The organism is Acidovorax sp. GBBC 1281, assembly GCF_028473645.1.
Taxonomy (GTDB): domain Bacteria; phylum Pseudomonadota; class Gammaproteobacteria; order Burkholderiales; family Burkholderiaceae_C; genus Paracidovorax.
In genome coordinates this window covers 1,350,153-1,369,879 of record NZ_CP097269.1, presented here as the reverse complement: position 1 = coordinate 1,369,879, position 19,727 = coordinate 1,350,153, and the positions used below count along the sequence as shown (strand labels likewise).

Annotated in this window: 18 protein-coding genes; 14 read left to right on the top strand and 4 right to left on the bottom strand. The window is 66.0% G+C overall.

The annotated features are described in order from the left end of the window. Positions 1–51 precede the first annotated feature (51 nt). Positions 52–849, bottom strand: coding sequence for a hypothetical protein (locus M5C96_RS06190; protein WP_272567911.1), 798 nt, complete (start codon positions 847–849; stop codon positions 52–54). 307 nt (positions 850–1,156) lie between these two features. Between M5C96_RS06190 and asd the strand changes: the two genes are divergently transcribed. The 7 genes from asd (at position 1,157) to accD (ending at position 9,912) form a co-directional block, all read left to right on the top strand. Then, a complete protein-coding gene (gene asd / locus M5C96_RS06185; protein ID WP_272567910.1) occupies positions 1,157–2,287 on the top strand; it encodes an aspartate-semialdehyde dehydrogenase in 1,131 nt (376 codons plus the stop codon). A gap of 263 nt (positions 2,288–2,550) precedes the next feature. Next, on the top strand, positions 2,551–5,250 hold the full coding sequence (locus M5C96_RS06180; protein WP_272567909.1) for a FimV/HubP family polar landmark protein: 2,700 nt from the start codon (positions 2,551–2,553) through the stop codon (positions 5,248–5,250). A 49-nt stretch (positions 5,251–5,299) separates the two neighbouring features. Continuing rightward, positions 5,300–6,139: a tRNA pseudouridine(38-40) synthase TruA gene (gene truA / locus M5C96_RS06175; protein ID WP_272567907.1), complete on the top strand. Its 840-nt coding sequence runs from the start codon at positions 5,300–5,302 to the stop codon at positions 6,137–6,139. Next, positions 6,136–6,885, top strand: a complete 750-nt coding sequence (locus M5C96_RS06170) for a phosphoribosylanthranilate isomerase (RefSeq protein ID WP_272567906.1) — start codon at positions 6,136–6,138, stop codon at positions 6,883–6,885. Before truA ends, M5C96_RS06170 begins: the two co-directional genes overlap by 4 nt. Continuing rightward, on the top strand, positions 6,885–8,153 hold the full coding sequence (gene trpB / locus M5C96_RS06165; protein ID WP_272567905.1) for a tryptophan synthase subunit beta: 1,269 nt from the start codon (positions 6,885–6,887) through the stop codon (positions 8,151–8,153). The genes M5C96_RS06170 and trpB overlap by 1 nt, the downstream gene beginning before the upstream one ends. Continuing rightward, positions 8,150–8,971 carry a tryptophan synthase subunit alpha gene (gene trpA, locus M5C96_RS06160; protein ID WP_272567903.1) on the top strand — a complete coding sequence of 274 codons (822 nt, stop codon included), beginning with the start codon at positions 8,150–8,152 and terminating at the stop codon, positions 8,969–8,971. The genes trpB and trpA overlap by 4 nt, the downstream gene beginning before the upstream one ends. 68 nt (positions 8,972–9,039) lie before the next feature. Next, positions 9,040–9,912, top strand: a complete 873-nt coding sequence (gene accD, locus M5C96_RS06155; protein ID WP_272567902.1) for an acetyl-CoA carboxylase, carboxyltransferase subunit beta — start codon at positions 9,040–9,042, stop codon at positions 9,910–9,912. Positions 9,913–10,016: 104 nt separating this feature from the next. Here the strand turns inward: accD and M5C96_RS06150 are convergent, their stop codons facing one another. Beyond that, a complete protein-coding gene (locus tag M5C96_RS06150; protein WP_272567900.1) occupies positions 10,017–10,565 on the bottom strand; it encodes a YggT family protein in 549 nt (182 codons plus the stop codon). 81 nt (positions 10,566–10,646) lie between these two features. Between M5C96_RS06150 and M5C96_RS06145 the strand changes: the two genes are divergently transcribed. The 3 genes from M5C96_RS06145 to M5C96_RS06135 are packed head-to-tail and all read left to right on the top strand — an operon-like array spanning position 10,647 to position 13,807. Beyond that, positions 10,647–11,315, top strand: coding sequence for an LON peptidase substrate-binding domain-containing protein (locus M5C96_RS06145; RefSeq protein ID WP_272567898.1), 669 nt, complete (start codon positions 10,647–10,649; stop codon positions 11,313–11,315). Positions 11,316–11,355: 40 nt separating this feature from the next. Continuing rightward, entirely contained in the window at positions 11,356–12,474 is a 1,119-nt protein-coding gene (locus M5C96_RS06140) for a glycosyltransferase (RefSeq protein WP_272567897.1), read from the top strand. Positions 12,475–12,481: 7 nt separating this feature from the next. Beyond that, the gene (locus M5C96_RS06135; RefSeq protein ID WP_272567896.1) at positions 12,482–13,807 is read left to right on the top strand and encodes a sugar transferase; all 1,326 of its coding nucleotides are present in this window, start codon (positions 12,482–12,484) and stop codon (positions 13,805–13,807) included. Between the two features lie 76 nt (positions 13,808–13,883). On the opposite strand, the gene M5C96_RS06130 is transcribed toward M5C96_RS06135, so the two are convergent. Beyond that, positions 13,884–14,825, bottom strand: a complete 942-nt coding sequence (locus M5C96_RS06130; protein ID WP_272569625.1) for a GDP-L-fucose synthase family protein — start codon at positions 14,823–14,825, stop codon at positions 13,884–13,886. A 23-nt stretch (positions 14,826–14,848) separates the two neighbouring features. Further along, complete coding sequence (gene gmd / locus M5C96_RS06125; RefSeq protein WP_272567895.1) at positions 14,849–15,934, bottom strand: GDP-mannose 4,6-dehydratase; 1,086 nt, start codon at positions 15,932–15,934, stop codon at positions 14,849–14,851. 47 nt (positions 15,935–15,981) lie between these two features. On the opposite strand from gmd, the gene M5C96_RS06120 reads away from it, so the two are divergent. From M5C96_RS06120 to M5C96_RS06105, 4 genes are read left to right on the top strand one after another with little or no spacing between them, the layout of a single operon-like run. After that, on the top strand, positions 15,982–17,259 hold the full coding sequence (locus M5C96_RS06120; RefSeq protein WP_272567894.1) for a lipopolysaccharide biosynthesis protein: 1,278 nt from the start codon (positions 15,982–15,984) through the stop codon (positions 17,257–17,259). Continuing rightward, entirely contained in the window at positions 17,249–18,049 is an 801-nt protein-coding gene (locus M5C96_RS06115) for a DUF268 domain-containing protein (protein WP_272567893.1), read from the top strand. The genes M5C96_RS06120 and M5C96_RS06115 overlap by 11 nt, the downstream gene beginning before the upstream one ends. Continuing rightward, positions 18,046–18,903: a hypothetical protein gene (locus tag M5C96_RS06110; RefSeq protein ID WP_272567892.1), complete on the top strand. Its 858-nt coding sequence runs from the start codon at positions 18,046–18,048 to the stop codon at positions 18,901–18,903. Before M5C96_RS06115 ends, M5C96_RS06110 begins: the two co-directional genes overlap by 4 nt. Continuing rightward, on the top strand, positions 18,900–19,691 hold the full coding sequence (locus tag M5C96_RS06105) for a glycosyltransferase family 2 protein (RefSeq protein WP_272567891.1): 792 nt from the start codon (positions 18,900–18,902) through the stop codon (positions 19,689–19,691). Before M5C96_RS06110 ends, M5C96_RS06105 begins: the two co-directional genes overlap by 4 nt. The last annotated feature ends 36 nt before the right edge of the window (positions 19,692–19,727 follow it).

Sequence of the window (19,727 nt, the reverse complement as noted above, 5' to 3'; positions counted from 1 at the left end):
GCCCGCCGGCCACCCTTTTTTTATCGGTCCAGGCGTTGGCGATCGCTGGTATCAGCGCGCGTCGGGTGCGGCCTGCGGCGCGGCCGATGCCGCGCGAACGAAGGACCTGCGACGCACCCAGAAGGCCAATGCCCCCAACGGCGCGGAGATGGTGAGGATGAGCGGAGCCTGGGGCCCCGCCTTCACAAAGCCCGCCCCCAGCAGTTGCAGGCTCAACCACTGCGCGGACCATGCGCCCGTGGTCCAGTCCAGATAGCACTGCACCACGCCCACCGCGACCACGGCACACCACAGCCACTTGCGCTTCGGGATCGGCGTGCGGACGCAGACCCACAGCGTATAGACGATCCCGAGCGGAATGCCGATCGCGAGCGCCAGGAACAGGTAGTGGCCAGGCGTTTTGCCTTCCAGCGAAAAGCGGTGGGTGGCGGCCAGGGACTGCGACGCCGGCGTCACCTGCAGTGCATTGAAGACGACCGCGCCGTCGCGTTGCTCCAGCATGGCAGAGACGACCAGCCAGGACTGCGGATACTCGTACTCGAGCGTGAGGTGGTGGAAGGTCGCGGAATCGGTCTTCAGAACCTGAACGCCCACCGTCTCGGTGGATTGGGGCGGTCCCGGGGGGATCAATGCCGCCATCCGGCCCAGGTTCTGCTGCAGATCGGCGGTGCGCAGCCGGGGCGCCAGCCGGGCCTCGACGGCCGGAAAATCCTGGCGGGCCAGCTCATCGACGGCGTCGCGAACCCTCTGCGTCTCCTGCGGCGCGATCGATGCCGGGCTGTCCTGTGAGGCATTGCAGCCGCTCAACAGAGCGGCCAGGGCAAGAAAGGCGGTGGCGACGATGCGCATGTGAGGGACCTTTGACGTGGAAAAAGGCCGGATGTTAAACAACACCTCCCGCCACCCCTCAAAAAACAGCACCGTCGGCAAAAGGCCTTCCGCTACAATCGCCGCCTATGTTTGCCGCCCGCCCGTTCACCCTGCTGAACACTGCACCCGCCGCCTTGGCCGGTGGGGACGCGCGCGCAACCACCACCAAAACCACGACCATTAAGGGCTGATCCAGCCTGGTTCGTCGTGCGCCCTTCCTGGCCAGACGAGCCAGGCGAAAAGTCCCGGTCGGGTACTGTTTCTTAAACTGAATAGGGGCGTTGAAATGAGCAAGTTGGTAGGTTTGGTCGGCTGGCGCGGCATGGTCGGCTCCGTATTGATGGACCGCATGCAGGCCGAAGGCGATTTCGGTCTCATCGAGCCCATGTTCTTCTCCACGTCGAACGCAGGTGGCAAGGCCCCGGCGCAGGCCAAGAACGAAACCACGCTCCAGGACGCCTTCGACATCAACGCCCTCAAGCGCTGCGACATCATCCTGACCGCCCAGGGCGGCGACTACACCACCGAAGTATTTCCCAAGCTGCGCGATGCCGGCTGGAACGGCCACTGGATCGACGCCGCCTCCACGCTGCGCATGAAGGAAGACGCGGTCATCGTGCTGGACCCGGTCAACCTGCCCGTGATTCAGGATGCCCTGGCCAAAGGCGGCAAGAACTGGATCGGTGGCAACTGCACCGTGAGCTGCATGCTGATGGGCGTGGGTGCGCTGTACAAGGCCGGCCTGGTCGAGTGGATGAGCACGCAGACCTACCAGGCAGCCAGCGGCGGCGGCGCCCAGCACATGCGCGAACTGCTCACGCAATACGGCACGTTGAACGCGGAAGTGCGCTCGCTGCTGGACGATCCCAAGAGCGCCATCCTGGAAATCGACCGCAAGGTCATCGCCAAGCAACGCAGCCTGTCGGATGCGGAAACTGCCAACTTCGGCGTGCCCCTGGGCGGCAGCCTGATCCCCTGGATCGACAAGGACCTGGGCAACGGCATGTCCAAGGAAGAGTGGAAGGGCATGGCCGAGACGAACAAGATCATGGGCCAGGGCGAAGGCTTCGACACGCCCGCGGTGCCTGTGGACGGTTTTTGCGTGCGGGTGGGCGCCATGCGCTGCCACAGCCAGGCCCTGACCTTCAAGCTGAAGAAGCATGTGCCCGTGGCCGACATCGAGGCCATGATCGCCGCTGACAACGAGTGGGTGAAGGTCGTGCCCAACACGCGCGAAGCCACCTTGAAGGACCTGACCCCCGTGGCCGTCACCGGCACCATGACGATTCCCGTGGGCCGCATCCGCCAGATGGCGATGGGACCGGAATACATCGGCGCTTTCACCATCGGCGACCAACTGCTGTGGGGTGCCGCCGAGCCGCTGCGCCGCATGTTGCGCATCCTGCTGGCCGAATGACGCGGCGGGCGCTGACACCGAACCGGTGCCAGCGCCTTTAATCACCAACGTTTTGTTACTGCTCGTTGTCCTTTGACAACATTGCTGCAGTGCACATTGCCCTTCTGAAAGGCGCCCAAAGGTTGCGCCATGGCTCAGCTTGTCAGTGCAAAACATTGATGCTATTGTGCTTTTTACACATTTTCACGCTTACGCGCGGAACCAAAACTGCCTGAATCTGGCACCTTGCCAGACCGCACAATCCTCTTTTGTTGATGGCACACATGCATCGTTGGAAACTCTCAATCCTGGCCGCCGCGGCCGTCATGTCGGCCGGCCTGTATGCCACCGATGCGAATGCTCTCGCCCTGGGCCGCCTCACCGTGCAGTCCGCCCTTGGCGAGCCCCTGCGCGCCGAGATCGAGCTGCCCCAGATCACTGCCGCCGAAGCGGATTCGCTGCGAGCAGCCCCCGCGTCCCCCCAGGTGTTCCGGGCCCAGGGGATGGAAGTGTCTCCCGCGCTGAACAGCCTGCGCGTGCAACTGCAGCGCCGCAGCGATGGCTCGATGGTGTTGCAACTCACCAGCGACCGCCCCATCAACGACCCCTTCGTCGATCTGGTGCTGGATGCCACCTGGAACTCCGGCCAGATCGTACGCAGCTACACCATGCTGTTCGACCCGCCGGCCCTGCGCCGCGCGCCCGCCACCGTGACCGCATCGCCCCAGGTGACGGCGCCGTCCGCCCCGGCCGCTGCGCCGGCCCCTCGCACGCCCCGGGCTGCTGAGTCCGCTCCGTCCCAAACGGCGGCCACCGCCACGCCACGCCCGGCGCCAGCCCCCACGCCCCGCCCTGCCGCAGCGCCGGCCCCGGCGGGTGCCGCCGGCTCGGTCACCGTGCAAGCCGGCGACACCGCGGGCCGCCTGGCCGCCGCCAACCGCCCCGCCGGCGTGTCGCTCGACCAGATGCTCGTGGCGATGATGCGTTCCAACCCCGACGCCTTCATCCGTGGCAATGTGAACCGGCTGAAATCGGGCGCGGTGCTGCAGCTGCCCGATGAAACGCAGGCACGGGCCACTCCCCCCGGCGAGGCACGCCAGATCATTGCCGCGCAAAGCCGCGACTTCAACGAATTCCGCCGCCGCCTGGCCGGTGCCGCACCCTCCGCCGAGGTGGCCGCTGCAGAGCGTTCGGCCAGTGGCAAGGTACAGACCCAGGTCGAGGACCGCAAGCCCGCCACGGCCGCGCCAGACAAGCTCACCCTGTCCAAGGGCGCCGTGCAAGGCCAGAAGGCCGCCGAAGACCAAGTGGCGAAGGACAAGCAGGCCAGCGCCGCGTCGGCGCGCATGGCCGAGCTGTCGAAGAACATCTCCGACCTGAACAAGCTTGGAACCGCCTCCGCGCCGGTGTCCACGGGCTCCGGCAACGCGCCCGCAGCCACCGCCAGCGCCGCCACGGGCGCAGCCGTGGCCACGGGCACCGTGGTGCCGCTTGCTGCGGCGCCCGCGCCGCAAGCCCCCGCCAGCGTGGCCAGCGCCCCTGCGGCCCCCGCTGCTGCCGTGACGCCCGCCAGCACGGCGGCAACCCCGGCATCCAGCGTGGCGAGTGCCGAGCCGACCCCGCCCGTGGTGGCAGCCCCTGCGCCCGCACCGGCGCCAGCGCCCGTTGCCGTGCCCGCCCCAGCCCCCGACACGGAGGAGCCAGGCTTCTTCTCCAACCTGTTCGACGACCCCATGCTGCCGCTGGCCGGCGGTGCCTTGCTGGCATTGCTGCTGGGCTACGGCGTCTACCGCACGGTCCAGAACCGCCGCAACCAGCACGCGGTGGACAGCTCGTTCATGGAAAGCAAGCTGCAGCCGGATTCGTTCTTCGGCGCCAGCGGCGGCCAGCGCGTGGACACAGCCAGCAGCCAACTGAGCACCGGTTCTTCGATGGCCTATTCGCCCAGCCAGCTCGATGCCGGCGGCGATGTCGATCCCGTGGCCGAAGCCGACGTGTATCTGGCCTATGGCCGCGACCTGCAGGCCGAAGAGATCCTCAAGGAGGCTGTGCGCCACAACCCGGACCGCACCTCGGTCCACGTCAAGCTCGGCGAGATCTATGCCAAGCGCCAGGACCGCAAGGCGCTGGAAGCCGTGGCGCAGGACGTCTTCCGGCTGACCGATGGCCAAGGCCCCGACTGGGCCCGCGTGTCCGAACTGGGCCGCGAACTCGACCCCGAGAATCCGCTGTACCAACCCGGCGGCCGCCCTGGCGTGGTCCTGGACGACGACGGCCCCAACACCGGCAATGGCTTTGCCAGCACCTTGACGGACGGCCGTCCGCAGATGGCCGGCGCCACCAGCGCGGCCCTGCCACCCGATCTGGACCTCGACCTCGATCTGGCGGACGACTCCCTGACCGAAGCGCCGCCCGCGCCACCTGCCGCACCGGGTGCCTTCGCCGCTGCGGCCGCCGCTGCCGGTGCCATGGCCGCCGCGCCGGCCTGGGCTCCCGCACCGACGCCCGCTCCCGCTGTTTCGGAGCCTCCCGCACTGGACACGGGGGCCCTGGACCTGCCCGAACCGTCGTGGGACAAGCCGGTGGCCACCGCGGCCGCCCCGCTGTCGCCGCCTCCGGACACCGCCGACCTGGAATTCCTGACCGACCTGCGTCTGATGGATTCCGCTCCGGCACCGCTGTCATCCGCCGAGGCCCCTCCGTCGGGCCCGGCGCCGCTCGAATTCGACCTCGGAGCGCTATCGCTGGACCTGGACACGCCTGCCGGCAATACCAGCCCATCCGACAGCCCAGCCGTACAGGATCTGCCGCAAGCGACTCCGCCCCTGCCCGACGATCCGCTGGCGACCAAGCTTGCCCTGGCGGAAGAATTCAACGCCATCGGCGACAGCGAAGGTGCACGCACCCTCATCGAAGAAGTCATCGCCGAATCGTCCGGCGCGCTCAAGACACGGGCGCAACGCCTGCTGTCCGAACTGGGCTGATGCACGGCACCAGCGCAGCCACGCTCCCTGCCGCACCGGGACGCCATCCATGAGGATGGCGCTCGGCGTCAGCTACAACGGGCAGGGCTACAACGGCTGGCAAAGCCAGTCTTCCGGCAGAACCATCCAAGACCATCTGGAAGCGGCCCTCGGCCGCTTTGCCACGCAACCCGTCTCCACCATCTGCGCCGGCCGCACCGATGCGGGTGTGCACGGGCTCATGCAGGTGGTCCATTTCGATACGCCGCTCGACCGCACGCCGTTTTCCTGGGTGCGCGGCACCAACACCTTCCTGCCTGCCGACATCGCCGTGCAATGGGCGCACCCGGTGCCGGAGACGTTCCATGCGCGTTTTTGCGCCACGTCCCGCCGTTACGCCTATGTGCTGCTGCAGTCGCCCGTGCGACCCAGCGTGGACAGCGCGCGCGTGGGTTGGGTGTTCCATCCACTGGACGGCAACGCCATGCGCGAGGCCGCCGCCCACCTGCTCGGAGAGCACGACTTCACCTCGTTCCGGGCATCGGCCTGCCAGGCCAAATCGCCCATCAAGACCTTGCAGCGCATCACGATCACGCGGCGGGGCCCCGCCGAAGGCGATGCCGGCCCGCCGGCCAACGCACCGCCGCACGACTGGCAGCCCTGCTATTGGCGATTCGAGTTCGAGGGCAACGCGTTCCTGCACCACATGATCCGCAACATCATGGGCTGCCTGGTCGCGATCGGGCAGGGAAATCAACCCGCAGGCTGGATGCAGGAGGTGTTGCTGGCCCGCTCGCGCGATGCGGCCGCGCCCACGTTTTCGCCCGACGGGCTGTACTTTCAGGGACCGCTCTACGATGCCGCATGGGGCCTGCCCCTGCGCACCGCTGCGTATGATTGGCTTCCATGAGCCGCTCCCAGCCTGCCAGCCCTTCACCCGCCCCCATCTCCCCCCACCACCGCACCCGTGTCAAGATCTGCGGCCTCACCCGCGAAGATGATGTGGATGCGGCCGTGGCGGCCGGTGCCGATGCGGTGGGGTTCGTGCTATACGCCGCCAGTCCAAGGGGCATCACGCCGCAACGGGCCGCGGCCCTGGCCCGCAGACTGCCTCCGTTCGTGACGCCGGTGCTGTTGTTCGTGAATGCCGTCGCTACAGAAGTGATAGCAGCCTGCACAATGATTCCGTCGGCAACGGTGCAATTCCATGGGGATGAATCGCCCCAAGACTGCTGGGCGGCCACGGCGGATGGAGCCAGGCCGTTCCTGCGGGCGGCACGCATTCCCCTTGGCGACGGTGCGGCGCGGTTCGACCTCGTACAATTCGCGGCAACCCACTCCCGCGCCCAGGCCATCCTGCTCGACGCCCATGTCGAAGGTTATGGCGGTGGCGGCAAGGCATTCAATTGGTCACTTCTACCTCCAAGCGTCGGCTCTCACCTCGTTTTGTCTGGTGGACTCACGCCTGCAAACGTGACCGATGGCATCTTGCAGGTGCGGCCGCGCGGCCTGTCGCTCGCGGTTGACGTCAGTTCCGGCGTGGAAGCCGATGGCCCCGACGGCAAGCCGTTGCGGGGCATCAAGGACGCCGGCAAGATCCAACGCTTCATCGCCGCCGTGCAGGCGGCCGATGCGCAATTTGCAAAGATTCATTGATGCTTTCCTACCAGCAACCCGACGCCGCCGGCCATTTCGGCCCCTATGGCGGCAGTTTCGCGAGCGAAACGCTCACCCATGCCCTGACCGAACTGCGCGAGGCCTATGCCCGCTACCAGAACGATCCGGAGTTCCTGGCCGAATTCCATTCGGAACTGAAGCACTTCGTGGGGCGCCCCTCCCCCGTCTATCACGCAGCACGCATGAGCCGCGAGATGGGCGGCGCGCAGATCTACCTCAAGCGCGAAGACCTCAACCACACCGGCGCCCACAAGATCAACAACGTGATCGGCCAAGCGATGCTCGCCCGGCGCATGGGCAAGCCGCGCATCATCGCCGAGACGGGCGCAGGCCAGCACGGCGTCGCCACGGCCACCATCTGCGCGCGCTACGGCCTCGAATGCGTGGTGTACATGGGCTCGGAGGACGTCAAGCGCCAGAGCCCCAACGTGTACCGCATGAAGCTGCTGGGCGCGACCGTCGTGCCCGTTGATTCGGGCAGCAGGACGCTCAAGGACGCGCTGAACGAAGCCATGCGCGACTGGGTGGCCCATGTGGACGACACCTTCTACATCATCGGCACGGTGGCGGGCCCGCACCCCTACCCCATGATGGTGCGCGATTTCCAGAGCGTGATCGGCACCGAGTGCCTGGAGCAGATGCCGGCCATGCTGGCCGAGCAGAAGGCCAGCACCCAGCAGCCCGACGCGGTGATCGCCTGCGTGGGCGGCGGCAGCAATGCCATGGGCATCTTCCACCCCTACATTCCCCATGAAAAGACACGCCTGATCGGCGTGGAAGCCGCCGGCGAGGGGCTGGACAGCGGCAAACACTCCGCCTCGCTGCAGCGCGGCAGCTCGGGCGTCTTGCACGGCAACCGCACGTTCATCCTGCAGGACGAGAACGGCCAGATCACCGAAACGCACAGCATCAGCGCGGGCCTGGACTACCCGGGCGTCGGGCCCGAGCACGCGTGGCTGCAGGAAATCGGCCGTGCCGAATACGTCGGCATCACCGATGCCGAGGCGCTCGCCGCCTTCCATTACCTGTGCCGCACCGAAGGCATCATTCCGGCGCTGGAGTCCAGCCATGCCGTGGCCTATGCCATGAAACTCGCCAAGACCATGCCGACGAATCAGTCCATCCTGGTGAACCTGTCAGGCCGCGGGGACAAGGACATCGGCACGGTCGCCGACCTGTCGGGGGCCGATGTGTACGACCGGCCCTCCATGCGCGGCCTCGGGGTCAAGGGAGGGCCTGCCGCATGAGCTCGCCGCGCAACCGCATTGCGAACACCTTCGCAGAACTGCAGGCCAAGGGGCGCAAGGCGCTCATTCCCTATGTGACCGCCGGCTTTCCGTTCGCCGACATCACGCCGGCGCTCATGCACGGCATGGTCGAGGCCGGGGCCGACGTGATCGAACTGGGCGTGCCCTTCTCCGACCCCATGGCCGACGGCCCGGTGATCCAGAAGGCCGGGGAAAAGGCGCTCTCGCTGGGCGTGGGCATGCTGCAGGTTCTGGGCCATGTGCGCGATTTCCGCCAGCGCAACGACAAGACGCCCGTCGTGCTGATGGGCTACGCCAACCCGGTGGAGCGCTACGACCAGATCCATGGCTCAGGCGCCTTCGTGCGCGATGCCGCCGAGGCGGGCGTGGACGGCGTGCTCATCGTCGACTACCCGCCCGAGGAAAGCGAAGCGTTCGCCGCCAGCCTGCGCGAGCGCGGCATGGACCTGATCTTCCTGCTGGCACCCACCAGCACGGAAGAGCGCATGCAGCAGGTCGCGCGCGTGGCCAGCGGCTACGTGTACTACGTGTCCCTCAAGGGCGTGACCGGCTCGCGCGCGCTCGATACGACCGCCGTCGAGGCCATGCTGCCGGTGATCCGCCGCCATGTGCACATTCCCGTGGGCGTGGGCTTCGGCATCCGTGACGCGGCCACGGCCCAGGCGATCGGGCGCGTGGCCGATGCCGTGGTCATCGGCAGCCGCATCATCCAGTTGCTGGAAGACCAGCCGCACGAGAAGGTGGTGCCCGTCACCATCGACTTCCTGCGGGGGGTGCGCAAGGCGCTGGACGCATAATTGCAGCCCGCGCGCCCGGTCCGTGGCGCGCCGGCTGAGACTTGAAGCGAAGCGAAGAGGAAACCGATATGTCCTGGCTCGAAAAACTCCTGCCCTCCAAAATCCAGCAGACCGACCCGACCGAGCGCCGCCAGGTGCCGGAAGGCCTGTGGATCAAGTGCCCGAGCTGCGAGACGGTGCTGTACAAGACCGATCTGGAGCAGAACCAGAACGTCTGCCCGCACTGCAGCCACCACCACCGCATCAATGCTCGCCCCCGCCTGAACGCGTTCCTGGACGCCGAAGGCCGTTATGAAATCGGCCAGGAAGTGCTGCCGGTCGATGCGCTGAAGTTCAAGGACAGCCGCAAGTACCCCGACCGCCTGAAGGAAGCCCTGGAAAACACCGGGGAAACCGATGCGCTCATCGTGATGGGCGGCTCGGTGCGCAGCATCAACATCGTGGTGGCGTGCTTCGAGTTCGACTTCATGGGCGGCAGCATGGGCAGCGTGGTGGGCGAGCGCTTCGTGCGCGGCGTGGAAACCGCCATCGAGCAGAAGGTGCCCTTCCTGTGCTTCACCGCCACGGGCGGGGCGCGCATGCAGGAAGGCCTGCTCTCGCTGATGCAGATGGCCAAGACCAACGCGGCCCTCACCCGGCTGGCCAAGAAGGGCCTGCCCTACATCAGCGTGCTGACCGACCCGACCATGGGCGGCGTCTCGGCCGGCTTTGCCTTCGTGGGCGACATCGTGATCGCCGAGCCCAAGGCACTGATCGGCTTTGCCGGACCGCGTGTGATCGAATCGACCGTGCGCGTGACGCTGCCGGAAGGCTTCCAGCGCGCTGAATTCCTGCAGACCAAGGGCGCGGTGGACTTCATCTGCGACCGCCGCGAACTGCGGGGCACCGTGGCCAAGAGCCTTGCGATGCTGCAGCGCCTGCCGGCAGACTCGGTGGCCTGATCGCCCACACGCTTCGGCCCGCTACCAAAACAATAGCCGCCACCGCTGACGGGATCAGCGGTGGCGGCTATTTTTTATGGCGGGCCAATTCCGCTGTCGAGCCCCTACCGCAGCACCCATCCCTGTACGTTGCCCACCACGATCAGGCACACCTGCAGCAACACCAGCACCACCAGCGGCGACAGATCCACCCCGCCGAGGAGCGGCACCACGCGCCGCACGGGGCGCAGCAACGGCTCGCACAAGCGGGCAATCACGTCGGCAAGGGGTGAGCGCGTCTGCACCCACGAGAGCACGGCATAGACGATCAGCAGGCCGATCAACCCGTAGATCGCCGCGCGCACCAGACCGAACACGGCCAGCCAGAGCAGCAGCACCAGGCCCGGGCCGGCGCCCAGCAGCAGCCACAGCAACAGGTACTGCACCAGCTGGATCAAAATCGCTGCTACCAAGCTGGCCCAATCCCAGCGCCCCGTGGCAGGCACGATCCTGCGCAGGGGCAAGACCAGCCAGTCGCTCAGCGCGAAAACCAGTTGCCCGATAGGGTTGCCAAAAGGCACGCGCTGCAGTTGCATGTAAAGCCGCAGCAGGCAAGCCCCGGCCAGCAGGCCGCCCACCACGTCCAGCAGGAAAGAAGCGATCTGGTAAAGCATGAAACCTCGTGATGTGGAGAATCTGGAGCGATGGTGCGGAGGGTTCCGCCGTGGGATGATAGCGGGCCAACCCGCCTGCCTATGACCTTCGTGCCCCCACCTTCCGAGCCGTCATTGCCGCCGCTCACGCTGACCTCCCTGCCGCTCTTTCCGCTGGGGACCGTGCTGTACCCGGGCGGGATGCTCTCTCTTCGCGTCTTCGAGGTGCGCTATCTCGACATGGTGCGCAAATGCCAGCAGGCGGGCGCACCGTTCGGCGTCGTCGCGCTGACGAGCGGCCAGGAAGTGCGCCAGGCGGGAGCAGCGCCCGAGCAGTTCCACGATGCCGGGACGCTGGCGAACATTGCGGAGATCGACACATCGCACCCCGGCTTCATCGTCCTGCGTGCCGAAGGCACGGCCCGCTTTCGCATCGTGCGCCGCCACCTGCTGCCGCACGGGCTGTGGGTGGCCGACATCGAGCAGATGCCCCCGGACGTGCCCCTCCCCGTTCCGGAGGACCTGCGCAACACGGCCGCTGCGCTGGAGCAGGTGCTTGCACGCCTGCGCCACCGGGGTACGGACGACCCCTCCAGCCTCCCCGACCCCACCCCCGAGCAACTGGACGATTGCGGCTGGGTCGCCAATCGCTGGTGCGAACTGCTCCCCGTGCCGCTGGACCTGAAGCAGCAGCTCATGCAACTCGACAGCCCGCTGCTGCGCCTGGAACTCGTGGGAGACGTGCTGGAGCGCACGGGCATCGCGCCGTGAACACGAAGGGCGCAGCGGCCCGGCCTGGCGCGGCCCTGCCGTGAAGGTCCTGCAGGTCATCACCAAGGGCGAGGTCGGGGGCGCGCAGAGCCATGTGCTCACCCTCTGCCGGGAACTTACCCGCCAGGGCGTCGCGGTACAGGTGGCCATCGGCGGCGCCGACCCGCATCCGCCACTGGCCCACGCCCTGGAGGCTTCGCACCTCGCGGTGCATCGCGTCCCCGCGCTGGGCAATACGCTCAATCCGGTGCACGTGATGCGCGCCGCCTGGGCCCTGCGGGGCATGGTGCGCGAACAATCTCCGGATCTGCTCCATGCCCACAGTGCGATGGCCGGCGTCGTGGCCCGGTTGGCCGGTGCGCTGACCCGCACCCCCGTGATCTACTCCGTGCACGGCTTCGCCTTCAAGGCGGGACATCCCTGGAAGCGCCGCACAGTGGCCTTTGCCATGGAGTGGCTGCTGGCCCCGCTGACCCGGCGCATGATTTGTGTCTCGGACCATGAGCGCCGGCTGGCGCTCGTGTTGCCGCTGCTTTCGCGGCGGGTGTCCGTCATCCACAACGGCGTCGAGGATGTGGCAGTCCCGGGCAACAGCGCAGCATCGACCGCGGAGGCGGCGCCGGCGATAGCGATGGTTGCCCGCATGGCTCCGCCCAAGCGCCCGGACATCCTGCTGCACGCACTCGCCCAGTTGCGTGGTGCCCTGAGGCACGAAGTCCCCGCCACCTTTTTCGGCGGCGGCCCCGAGTTGGCAGCGCACTGCGCACTGGCTCATCGATTGGGCCTGCAAGCGGTGCGTTTCACCGGCGATGTGGATGATGTTGCAGCCCAACTGGCCCAGCATGCCATCTTCGTGCTGGCATCGGATCACGAAGGCCTGCCCATTTCGCTGATCGAGGCGATGCGTGCGGGCATGGCCATCGTGGCCAGTGATTTGCCGGGCATTCGCGAATTGCTGCCGGACGCTGCTCATGCGCGCCTGGTGGCGCCCGATCCCGCAGCATGGGCCGCGGCGTTGCGGCAACTGATAGAGTCGCCAGCACTGCGCGCCCGCATGGGCGCGGCAGCACGGCAACGCTACGAGCAGCACTACACCGCACAGCGCATGGTCCTGGCCGTGCGCTCGGTCTACGCCGAGGCGACTTCGCGCACCCACTGACGACTCCATGAACAGCATTCCACGCCGCGAGCTCGGCTCCTCCACGGCGCACCGACAGGGTGCCGTGCTGCGCTGGGCGCTAGGTGGCACCTTGATTCTGCTAGTAAGCTATCTGGCGGGGCTCGGCCTGGAGCGGTACGACTGGGTGACCTACCAGTTTCCGCAGACGGTGCTGTGGTGCACCATCCCGTATGCCATGACAGCCCACTGGCTCTACAACGGCGCCTATCTGCCCCAGTTCGAGGGACGACGCTTTCTCTTCGTGGCGACCGCAGCCCCCTACCTTGCCGCCCCGCTGGGTTTCGCCTTGCTGCAGCAGCCCTATTCCCGCGGCGCCGTTCTTCTTGTGTACCTGCTCTCATCGGCATGGTTCCTGGTCGGCCATTGGCGCAACCGGCGGCACCAAGTGCTGTCCCTGGCCTATCTCGACGATACCGTGCCCCTGCGCCTTCGGGAGCTGCTGGGCGACACGGCCCAGGCCAGCCAGCAACACATCGCGCTGCTGCCCTGGACGCCCCTGGAAGCATCCGGCACGGACACCGGCACAACCCACGCCACTCCCCAGTGGGCCGGCGTGGTGCTGGATCGCCATGCCCCCTCCAGCGCCGCACGCGAGCGATGGATCAGCGATTTGCGCCTGCAGCATGTGCGGCTCTACAGCGTGGAGGCCGTGGCCGAACTGCTGAGCGGCCGCAAAATCCTGCCCAACCAACAGACCCAGGACCTGTGGACGCTGGACGGCAACCCGGCCTACGACACCTTCAAGCGACTGACCGACCTGCTCCTCACGATGGCAGGGCTGCCGGTGTGGCTGCCGCTGTGCCTGGCAGCCGGCCTGGCGGTGAAACTGGACTCGTCAGGGCCCATGCTTTTTTCCCAGATCCGAGTCGGCCGCAATGGCCGTGCGTTCCGCATCTGGAAGCTGCGCAGCATGCGCCATGCCGGCGACGACCGCACAGCGCGCTTTGCCCAGCCCAACGACGACCGGGTGACCTCCGTGGGCCGATTCATCCGCCGCACCCGTTTGGACGAACTGCCCCAGCTATGGAATGTGCTGAAGGGCGAGATGAGCCTGATCGGTCCGAGGCCAGAGCAAACGGAGTTCGTGCGCGTGTTCGCCGACCGGATTCCCGCATACCCCTACCGCCACCTCGTGCGCCCCGGTCTGACGGGCTGGGCCCAGGTCCAGCAGGGTTACGCCGACAGCGAGGAGCAGACTGCCATCAAGCTCAGCTATGACCTCTACTACGTGGCGCACTACTCCGTGGCCCTGGACTTGCTGATTGCGTACAAGACGCTGCGCATCGTGGCGGGCGGATTCGGGTCGCGTTAGGTTCATTCGGCGCTGACAGGGCCAGAAAGCGCGGCGAAGACTTCCGGCCTGCCCCATCTACCGCACCTCCCACGGCTCATCCCCGCGCTTCGGGCGTTTCGAGGAAAGACCGATAGGTCTGGGCAACCCCGACATCCAGCGGAATGCGCGCGCTCCAGCCACGGCGCTGCAGCATGCCCACGTCCAGCAGTTTGCGCAGCGTGCCATCGGGCTTGCTCGGGTCGAAAGCCAGCGTGCCCTCGAAACCGGTCACCCCCATGATCCGGCGGGCCAGCTCTTCAATCGTCACGTCGGTTCCCGTGCCAACATTGAACAGACCGTCCGTAATGTCGAGTTGCTCCATCAGGAACACACAGGCGTCCGCCATGTCGTCCACGTGCATGAACTCGCGGCGCGGCCGCCCCGAGCCCCATAGCTTCATTACAGTGTCGCCACGCCGTTTCGCCTCATGGGCCTTGCGCAACAGCGCGGGCAGCACATGCGAGGTTTTCAGGTCGTAGTTGTCGTTGGGGCCGTAGAGATTCGTCGGCATCGCGCTCACGTAATGCCGGCCGTACTGACGGTTGAAACTCTCGCAGAGCTTGATGCCCGCGATCTTGGCAATGGCATAGGGTTCGTTGGTAGGCTCGAGCGGCCCCGTCAGCAAGTACTCCTCCTTGATGGGCTGCGGGCAGTCGCGCGGGTAAATGCAACTCGATCCCAGGAATAGCATCCGCTGCACATCGGCAGAATGCGCGGCATGGATCACGTTGGCCTCGATCATGAGGTTCTGATAGATGAAGTCTGCCCGCGACACGTTGTTGGCGTGTATGCCACCCACCTTGGCCGCGGCAAGGAATACGTAGTCGGGCTTTTCATGCGCCATGAAGGCATGTACCGCAGACTGATCCAGCAGGTCCAGTTCGGCATGCGTGCGCGTCACCAGGTTTTCGTAACCGCGCTCGGCCAGCTTGCGCACCAAGGCCGAGCCCACCATGCCACGGTGGCCTGCTATATAGATCTTGGTGTTCCTGTCCATATCCACCCTCGTCAACGTTGCCGTCATTCGTTGTAGTCGTAGGCAGAAAAACCGTACTTCTTGACCAGTTCGTCGCGCTGGGCGCTTTTCAGATCCTCGCGCACCATCTCGGCCACGAGTTCGCCAAATCCAATGCGCGGCGTCCAGCCGAGCTTCTCGCGCGCCTTGGTGGGATCGCCGAGCAAAGACTCGACCTCCGTGGGCCGGAAGTATCTCGGGTCCACCTTGACAATGGCACGGCCCTGGGCGTCCCGGCCAACCTCGTCCACACCATGGCCCGACCATTCGATCTGCATGCCGAGCTCATGCGCCGCCGCCGAAACAAAGTCTCGCACGCTGTGCTGCACACCCGTCGCGATGACGAAGTCTTCAGCCACATCCTGCTGCATCATGAGCCACTGCATTTCCACGTAGTCCTTCGCGTGGCCCCAATCGCGCAGCGCATCGAGATTGCCAAGGTACAGGCAATCCTGCAGGCCCAGGTGAATGCGCGCCATGGCGCGCGTGATCTTGCGCGTCACGAAGGTCTCGCCGCGCACGGGGCTTTCGTGGTTGAACAGGATGCCGTTGCAGGCATACATGCCGTAAGCCTCCCGGTAGTTGACCGTAATCCAATAGGCATAGAGCTTGGCCACGGCATAGGGGCTGCGCGGGTAGAACGGCGTGCTTTCCTTCTGCGGCACTTCCTGCACCAGCCCGTAGAGTTCGGAAGTGCTGGCTTGGTAGAAGCGCGTCTTGCGCTCCATGCCCAGGATGCGGATCGCTTCCAGGATGCGCAGCGTGCCAATGCCGTCGACATTGGCCGTGTACTCGGGCGTCTCGAAGCTGACAGCCACGTGGCTCATGGCCGCGAGGTTGTAGATTTCATCGGGCTGTGATTGCTGGATGATGCGAATCAGGTTCGTGCTGTCGGCCAGATCACCATAATGCAGGATCAAATGGCGGTCAGTAATGTGGGGATCTTGATAGAGATGGTCGATGCGATCGGTATTGAACAACGATGCCCGGCGTTTTATGCCGTGCACGATGTAACCCTTGCCCAGCAGGAATTCGGCCAGATAGGCCCCGTCCTGGCCCGTGATGCCGGTGATAAGCGCGACTTTTTGCATGTATAGAGGTCAGGAAGACGACCCAATCATAGGCGCTGCGCTCTTTCATGTCCCTTAAGCGCAACATTTTGGCTAACTACGTCGGCTCGGGCGCGGTCGCGCTCGCGCCCATCCTCGCCCTGCCTTGGTATCTCGCTGCGCTCGGCCCCCTGCAATTCGGCTTCGTGGGCTTCGTCACGACACTGCAGGCAGTGCTCAACCTGCTCGACGCAGGCATGAGCCAGGCCTTGGTGCGCGAGATCTCGTTGCGTGCCGCTGGCGAAGGTGCGGCCAAGCCGCGCACAGCCGCACTGCTGTACGGCTTCGAGCGCATTTACTGGACGCTTGCACTGCTGATCGGCCTCGGGCTGGTCCTGCTCGCAGCCCCGATCGCACGACACTGGCTCCATCTGGATGAGGCCGCTCAGGCCAGCGGCCACGCCGCGGTGATCGGAGCGGCTGCCATCTTCGCAACGATGTTCCCGGGATCGCTTTACCGCAGCCTCCTTGTCGGCACGGAGCATCAGGTGGCATTGAACAAGATTCTGTTCGTGGCCACGCTGCTCCGCCACGGAGGCGCCGTGCTCGCCGTGACAACCTGGCCATCGCTGACCACCTATCTGGCCTGGCACGTCGCGGCAGGCCTGTTTGAAACTGCGTTGCGTGCCCACGTTGCCTGGTCTGCAACCGGAACGCATCGCGGCGACGCACGGTGGCAAGGCGATGTGGTCCGCCAAGCCTGGCCGGCGATCGCGGGTCTCGCGGCCGCTTCGGGCCTGGGCGCGCTCACGATGCAGCTGGACAAGGTGCTGCTCAGCAACCTGATACCGATCGCGGACTTTGGCTACTATGTGATCGCCTCTTCCGCAGCGGCGGGCGTGCTGCAGTTGGTGTACCCGCTGATGCAGGCAGTCCTGCCCCGCGCACTTCGCCTCAAGGACGACCCAGCCGCCCTGCGCCATCTGTACGGACGGCTCTTCGGACTGATTGCATTGGCCGCAGCCATCGGCATCGCCATCTATGCCGCCGGAGGCGAACGGCTATTGGGGTGGTGGCTGAAGGACATACATGCCGTTTCCGTGGTCTACCCGCTGCTCGGCTGGCTGCTGTTCGGTGCCATCATCAACGCGTTCTACAACGTGGGCTACGCCCACTGGCTGGTGCGTGGAAAAATCCAGCGCATCCTGCAAGTCAACCTGCTGGCCGGGGTGCTGTGTCTGCTGGTCATTCCTCCCATGGTGTCGCGTTTCGGCATGGTTGGCGCGACATCGGGTTGGCTCATCATCAATTTCATCGGCTTTATCGCCAGCCTGCCCGGGCTCCTCAAGATCGACCATGAACGCTAAGCTGAAGAAGTTTTACTGGATCCTCTCGGAGCAGTTCGGCATCGACCCGCGGCGACTGCTCCGCTCGCTGCGCGGCACGCCGCGCTACTTGCGCGATCTTTTGCGCTTCCGACGCCAGTACCAAGGACGGCTCGAGCTCATGCCCTGCCTCCATGACTGGTACGAAGAGGGCGGTACGACCAAAAGCGAGTATTTCCTGCAGGATCTGCACGTGGCGCAGCAGATCCACCGGCATGGGCCGGAGCGCCATGTCGACATCGGGTCCCGTGTCGATGGCTTCGTGGCGCATGTCGCCAGCTTTCGTGACATCGAAGTCTTCGACATCCGCGCCATCTCCACGGAGCTGCCGAGCATCCGCTTCAAGCAGGCCGATCTGATGAACCCAGCTCCGGAGCTGGCGAACTACTGCGACTCGCTGTCATGCCTGCATGCCCTGGAGCATTTTGGACTTGGCCGCTACGGCGATGTGCTCGATCCCGCAGGCAGCGCCACAGGCCTGCGAAACATGGCCCGCATCGTGCGTCCGGGTGGTCGGCTCTACCTTTCGGTGCCCGTCGGCATCGAACGCGTGCTGTTCAACGCCCACCGCGTTTTCTCGCCACGCAGCATCGTCCGAATGGCCGAGGCGGAAGGCCTGTCGCTGCGCCAGTTCGCGGCGGTCGGTGCCGAACGGCGCGTGATCGACTATCCGGAGTGGGAGGTCGAACTGGACCGAATCGAGCAGCAGGACTACGCCCTCGGCATCTTCACCTTCGAGCGCATGCCCCCTCACACCGGCGAGCCCATATGACGACCACACGCGTTTTTCTGCGCGGCGGGCTCGGCAATCAGTTCTTCGAATGGCTGCACGCGCTGACGCTCGCCGAGTCGGGAGCCGATGTTGCACTCGACACCAGCTTCCTGCGCAAAGTGCCAGGCAACCAGGCCATCGGCGCGCTGGAATTGGCCAAGGTGTTCACCGACCTGCGATTGCCGACTCGCCGCACTGAAGGGCTGTGGCGTGCCGAGCGGGTGCTCGTACGTGCAGCCCGGTTGCTGGGCCAACTACACACCGATGCAACCCCTGCCCACGGCGATTGGCATGCACGCTATCACTACGGCTACTACCAGCATTCGCGCCACCACAGCGAGAGCGCGCTGCGACAGGCACGCGAACTGTTACGCCCGGCGTTTCGTGCCGCCCCCCCAGGCCTGTCACGCTATGCAGCCCTGCACGTGCGAGGGGGCGATTACGCTGCCTCGCGTTACAACCGCGAACAGATCGGACCGCTCGGCGAAGGCTACTACCGCGGCGTGCTGCAGGTTCTGGAGCGCAACTGGCCTGAACTGCAGTGGCTCGTCATTTCCGACGACTATGCCCATGCGCGGGCCATGCTTTCGCCCTTGGCGGCACCGGACCGCTGCCTGTTCCTCGACACCCACCTCGGCGGCAAGGAAACGGCCGACCAGGCGTTGCAGGCCTTGATCAACGCTGACGTGCTGGCCTGTGCCAACAGCTCGTTCAGTGCGCTGGCTGGCTATGTGGGCCGCGCTCACACCGTGTTCGCGCCCACGCCGTGGTTCCGCGGCCTCGCACTCACCTCGACCGACCCTTCATTGCCCCTGTGGCATCGGCTCGACGCTGACTTCGCCATGGAACCATGAGCCTGCCGCGCGTTTCCGTCGTCATCCCTGTCTACAACGCCGAAGCGACCTTGCGGCGCGCTCTGGACTCGATCCGCAATCAGACCTTGCCGCCATTCGAGGTGATCTGCGTGGATGACGGCTCGTGCGACGGATCCGTCTCCTTGGCGGAGCGCTATGACACCGCAGGCGCCTTCGTGATGCGTATGGTGAAGCAGCCGGGCAACGCAGGCGCCGCAGCCGCGCGCAACCGCGGCCTGGACCTGGCCGCCGGCGAGGTCGTCGCCTTTCTGGACGCAGACGACATCTGGTCGCCCGACAAACTCGAGCGCCAGCTGCAAGCCATGCACCACCAAGGCCTGGATCTGGTCGGGGGCCACTCCGGGGTACGCATGCAGGAGATGCCGGCTTTCGTGCTGGACAGTGCGTCCCAACCGCTGAATACCCGCGTTGTCGGCCTGCTTCCTGCCATGCTGTCGAATCCGTTTCACACGTCCTCCGTGCTGGTGCGGCGCGATGCGTGCGTGCGCTTTCCCGACAATGGCCAACTCAGCGAAGACTACGCACTCTGGCTGCAGCTGATCGCGGCCGGCTGGCGCTGTGCACACCACTCCCAGCAGTTGTCGTTCATGTACAAGCCTGCCTTCGGCAGCTCCGGCCTGAGCGCACAGCTGTGGCGCATGCAGCGCGGTGAGCTGGCTGCGCTCCGCGCCGTCGGCCAACGCGGGCACCGGGGCGTGCTGGCGCTGGCGCTGCCGGTCTCTTGCTTGAAGTTCGGCGTCAGGCTGTTGCGCACTTGGCTGCGCTAAGGCCGCTGGTTTGACTTGGCTCTTAAAATGGCCGGT

What these genes read in the sequence shown, in the direction of transcription:
- accD (WP_272567902.1), top strand. Translation starts at nt 9,040, where the DNA reads ATGTCCTGGCTCGAAAAACTCCTGCCCTCCAAAATCCAGCAGACCGAC.
- truA (WP_272567907.1), top strand. Translation starts at nt 5,300, where the DNA reads ATGAGGATGGCGCTCGGCGTCAGCTACAACGGGCAGGGCTACAACGGC.
- M5C96_RS06130 (WP_272569625.1), bottom strand. Translation starts at nt 14,825, where the DNA reads ATGGACAGGAACACCAAGATCTATATAGCAGGCCACCGTGGCATGGTG.
- M5C96_RS06115 (WP_272567893.1), top strand. Translation starts at nt 17,249, where the DNA reads ATGAACGCTAAGCTGAAGAAGTTTTACTGGATCCTCTCGGAGCAGTTC.
- M5C96_RS06170 (WP_272567906.1), top strand. Translation starts at nt 6,136, where the DNA reads ATGAGCCGCTCCCAGCCTGCCAGCCCTTCACCCGCCCCCATCTCCCCC.
- M5C96_RS06120 (WP_272567894.1), top strand. Translation starts at nt 15,982, where the DNA reads ATGTCCCTTAAGCGCAACATTTTGGCTAACTACGTCGGCTCGGGCGCG.
- M5C96_RS06105 (WP_272567891.1), top strand. Translation starts at nt 18,900, where the DNA reads ATGAGCCTGCCGCGCGTTTCCGTCGTCATCCCTGTCTACAACGCCGAA.
- M5C96_RS06135 (WP_272567896.1), top strand. Translation starts at nt 12,482, where the DNA reads ATGAACAGCATTCCACGCCGCGAGCTCGGCTCCTCCACGGCGCACCGA.
- M5C96_RS06110 (WP_272567892.1), top strand. Translation starts at nt 18,046, where the DNA reads ATGACGACCACACGCGTTTTTCTGCGCGGCGGGCTCGGCAATCAGTTC.
- trpB (WP_272567905.1), top strand. Translation starts at nt 6,885, where the DNA reads ATGCTTTCCTACCAGCAACCCGACGCCGCCGGCCATTTCGGCCCCTAT.
- trpA (WP_272567903.1), top strand. Translation starts at nt 8,150, where the DNA reads ATGAGCTCGCCGCGCAACCGCATTGCGAACACCTTCGCAGAACTGCAG.
- gmd (WP_272567895.1), bottom strand. Translation starts at nt 15,934, where the DNA reads ATGCAAAAAGTCGCGCTTATCACCGGCATCACGGGCCAGGACGGGGCC.
- asd (WP_272567910.1), top strand. Translation starts at nt 1,157, where the DNA reads ATGAGCAAGTTGGTAGGTTTGGTCGGCTGGCGCGGCATGGTCGGCTCC.
- M5C96_RS06145 (WP_272567898.1), top strand. Translation starts at nt 10,647, where the DNA reads ATGACCTTCGTGCCCCCACCTTCCGAGCCGTCATTGCCGCCGCTCACG.
- M5C96_RS06150 (WP_272567900.1), bottom strand. Translation starts at nt 10,565, where the DNA reads ATGCTTTACCAGATCGCTTCTTTCCTGCTGGACGTGGTGGGCGGCCTG.
- M5C96_RS06180 (WP_272567909.1), top strand. Translation starts at nt 2,551, where the DNA reads ATGCATCGTTGGAAACTCTCAATCCTGGCCGCCGCGGCCGTCATGTCG.
- M5C96_RS06190 (WP_272567911.1), bottom strand. Translation starts at nt 849, where the DNA reads ATGCGCATCGTCGCCACCGCCTTTCTTGCCCTGGCCGCTCTGTTGAGC.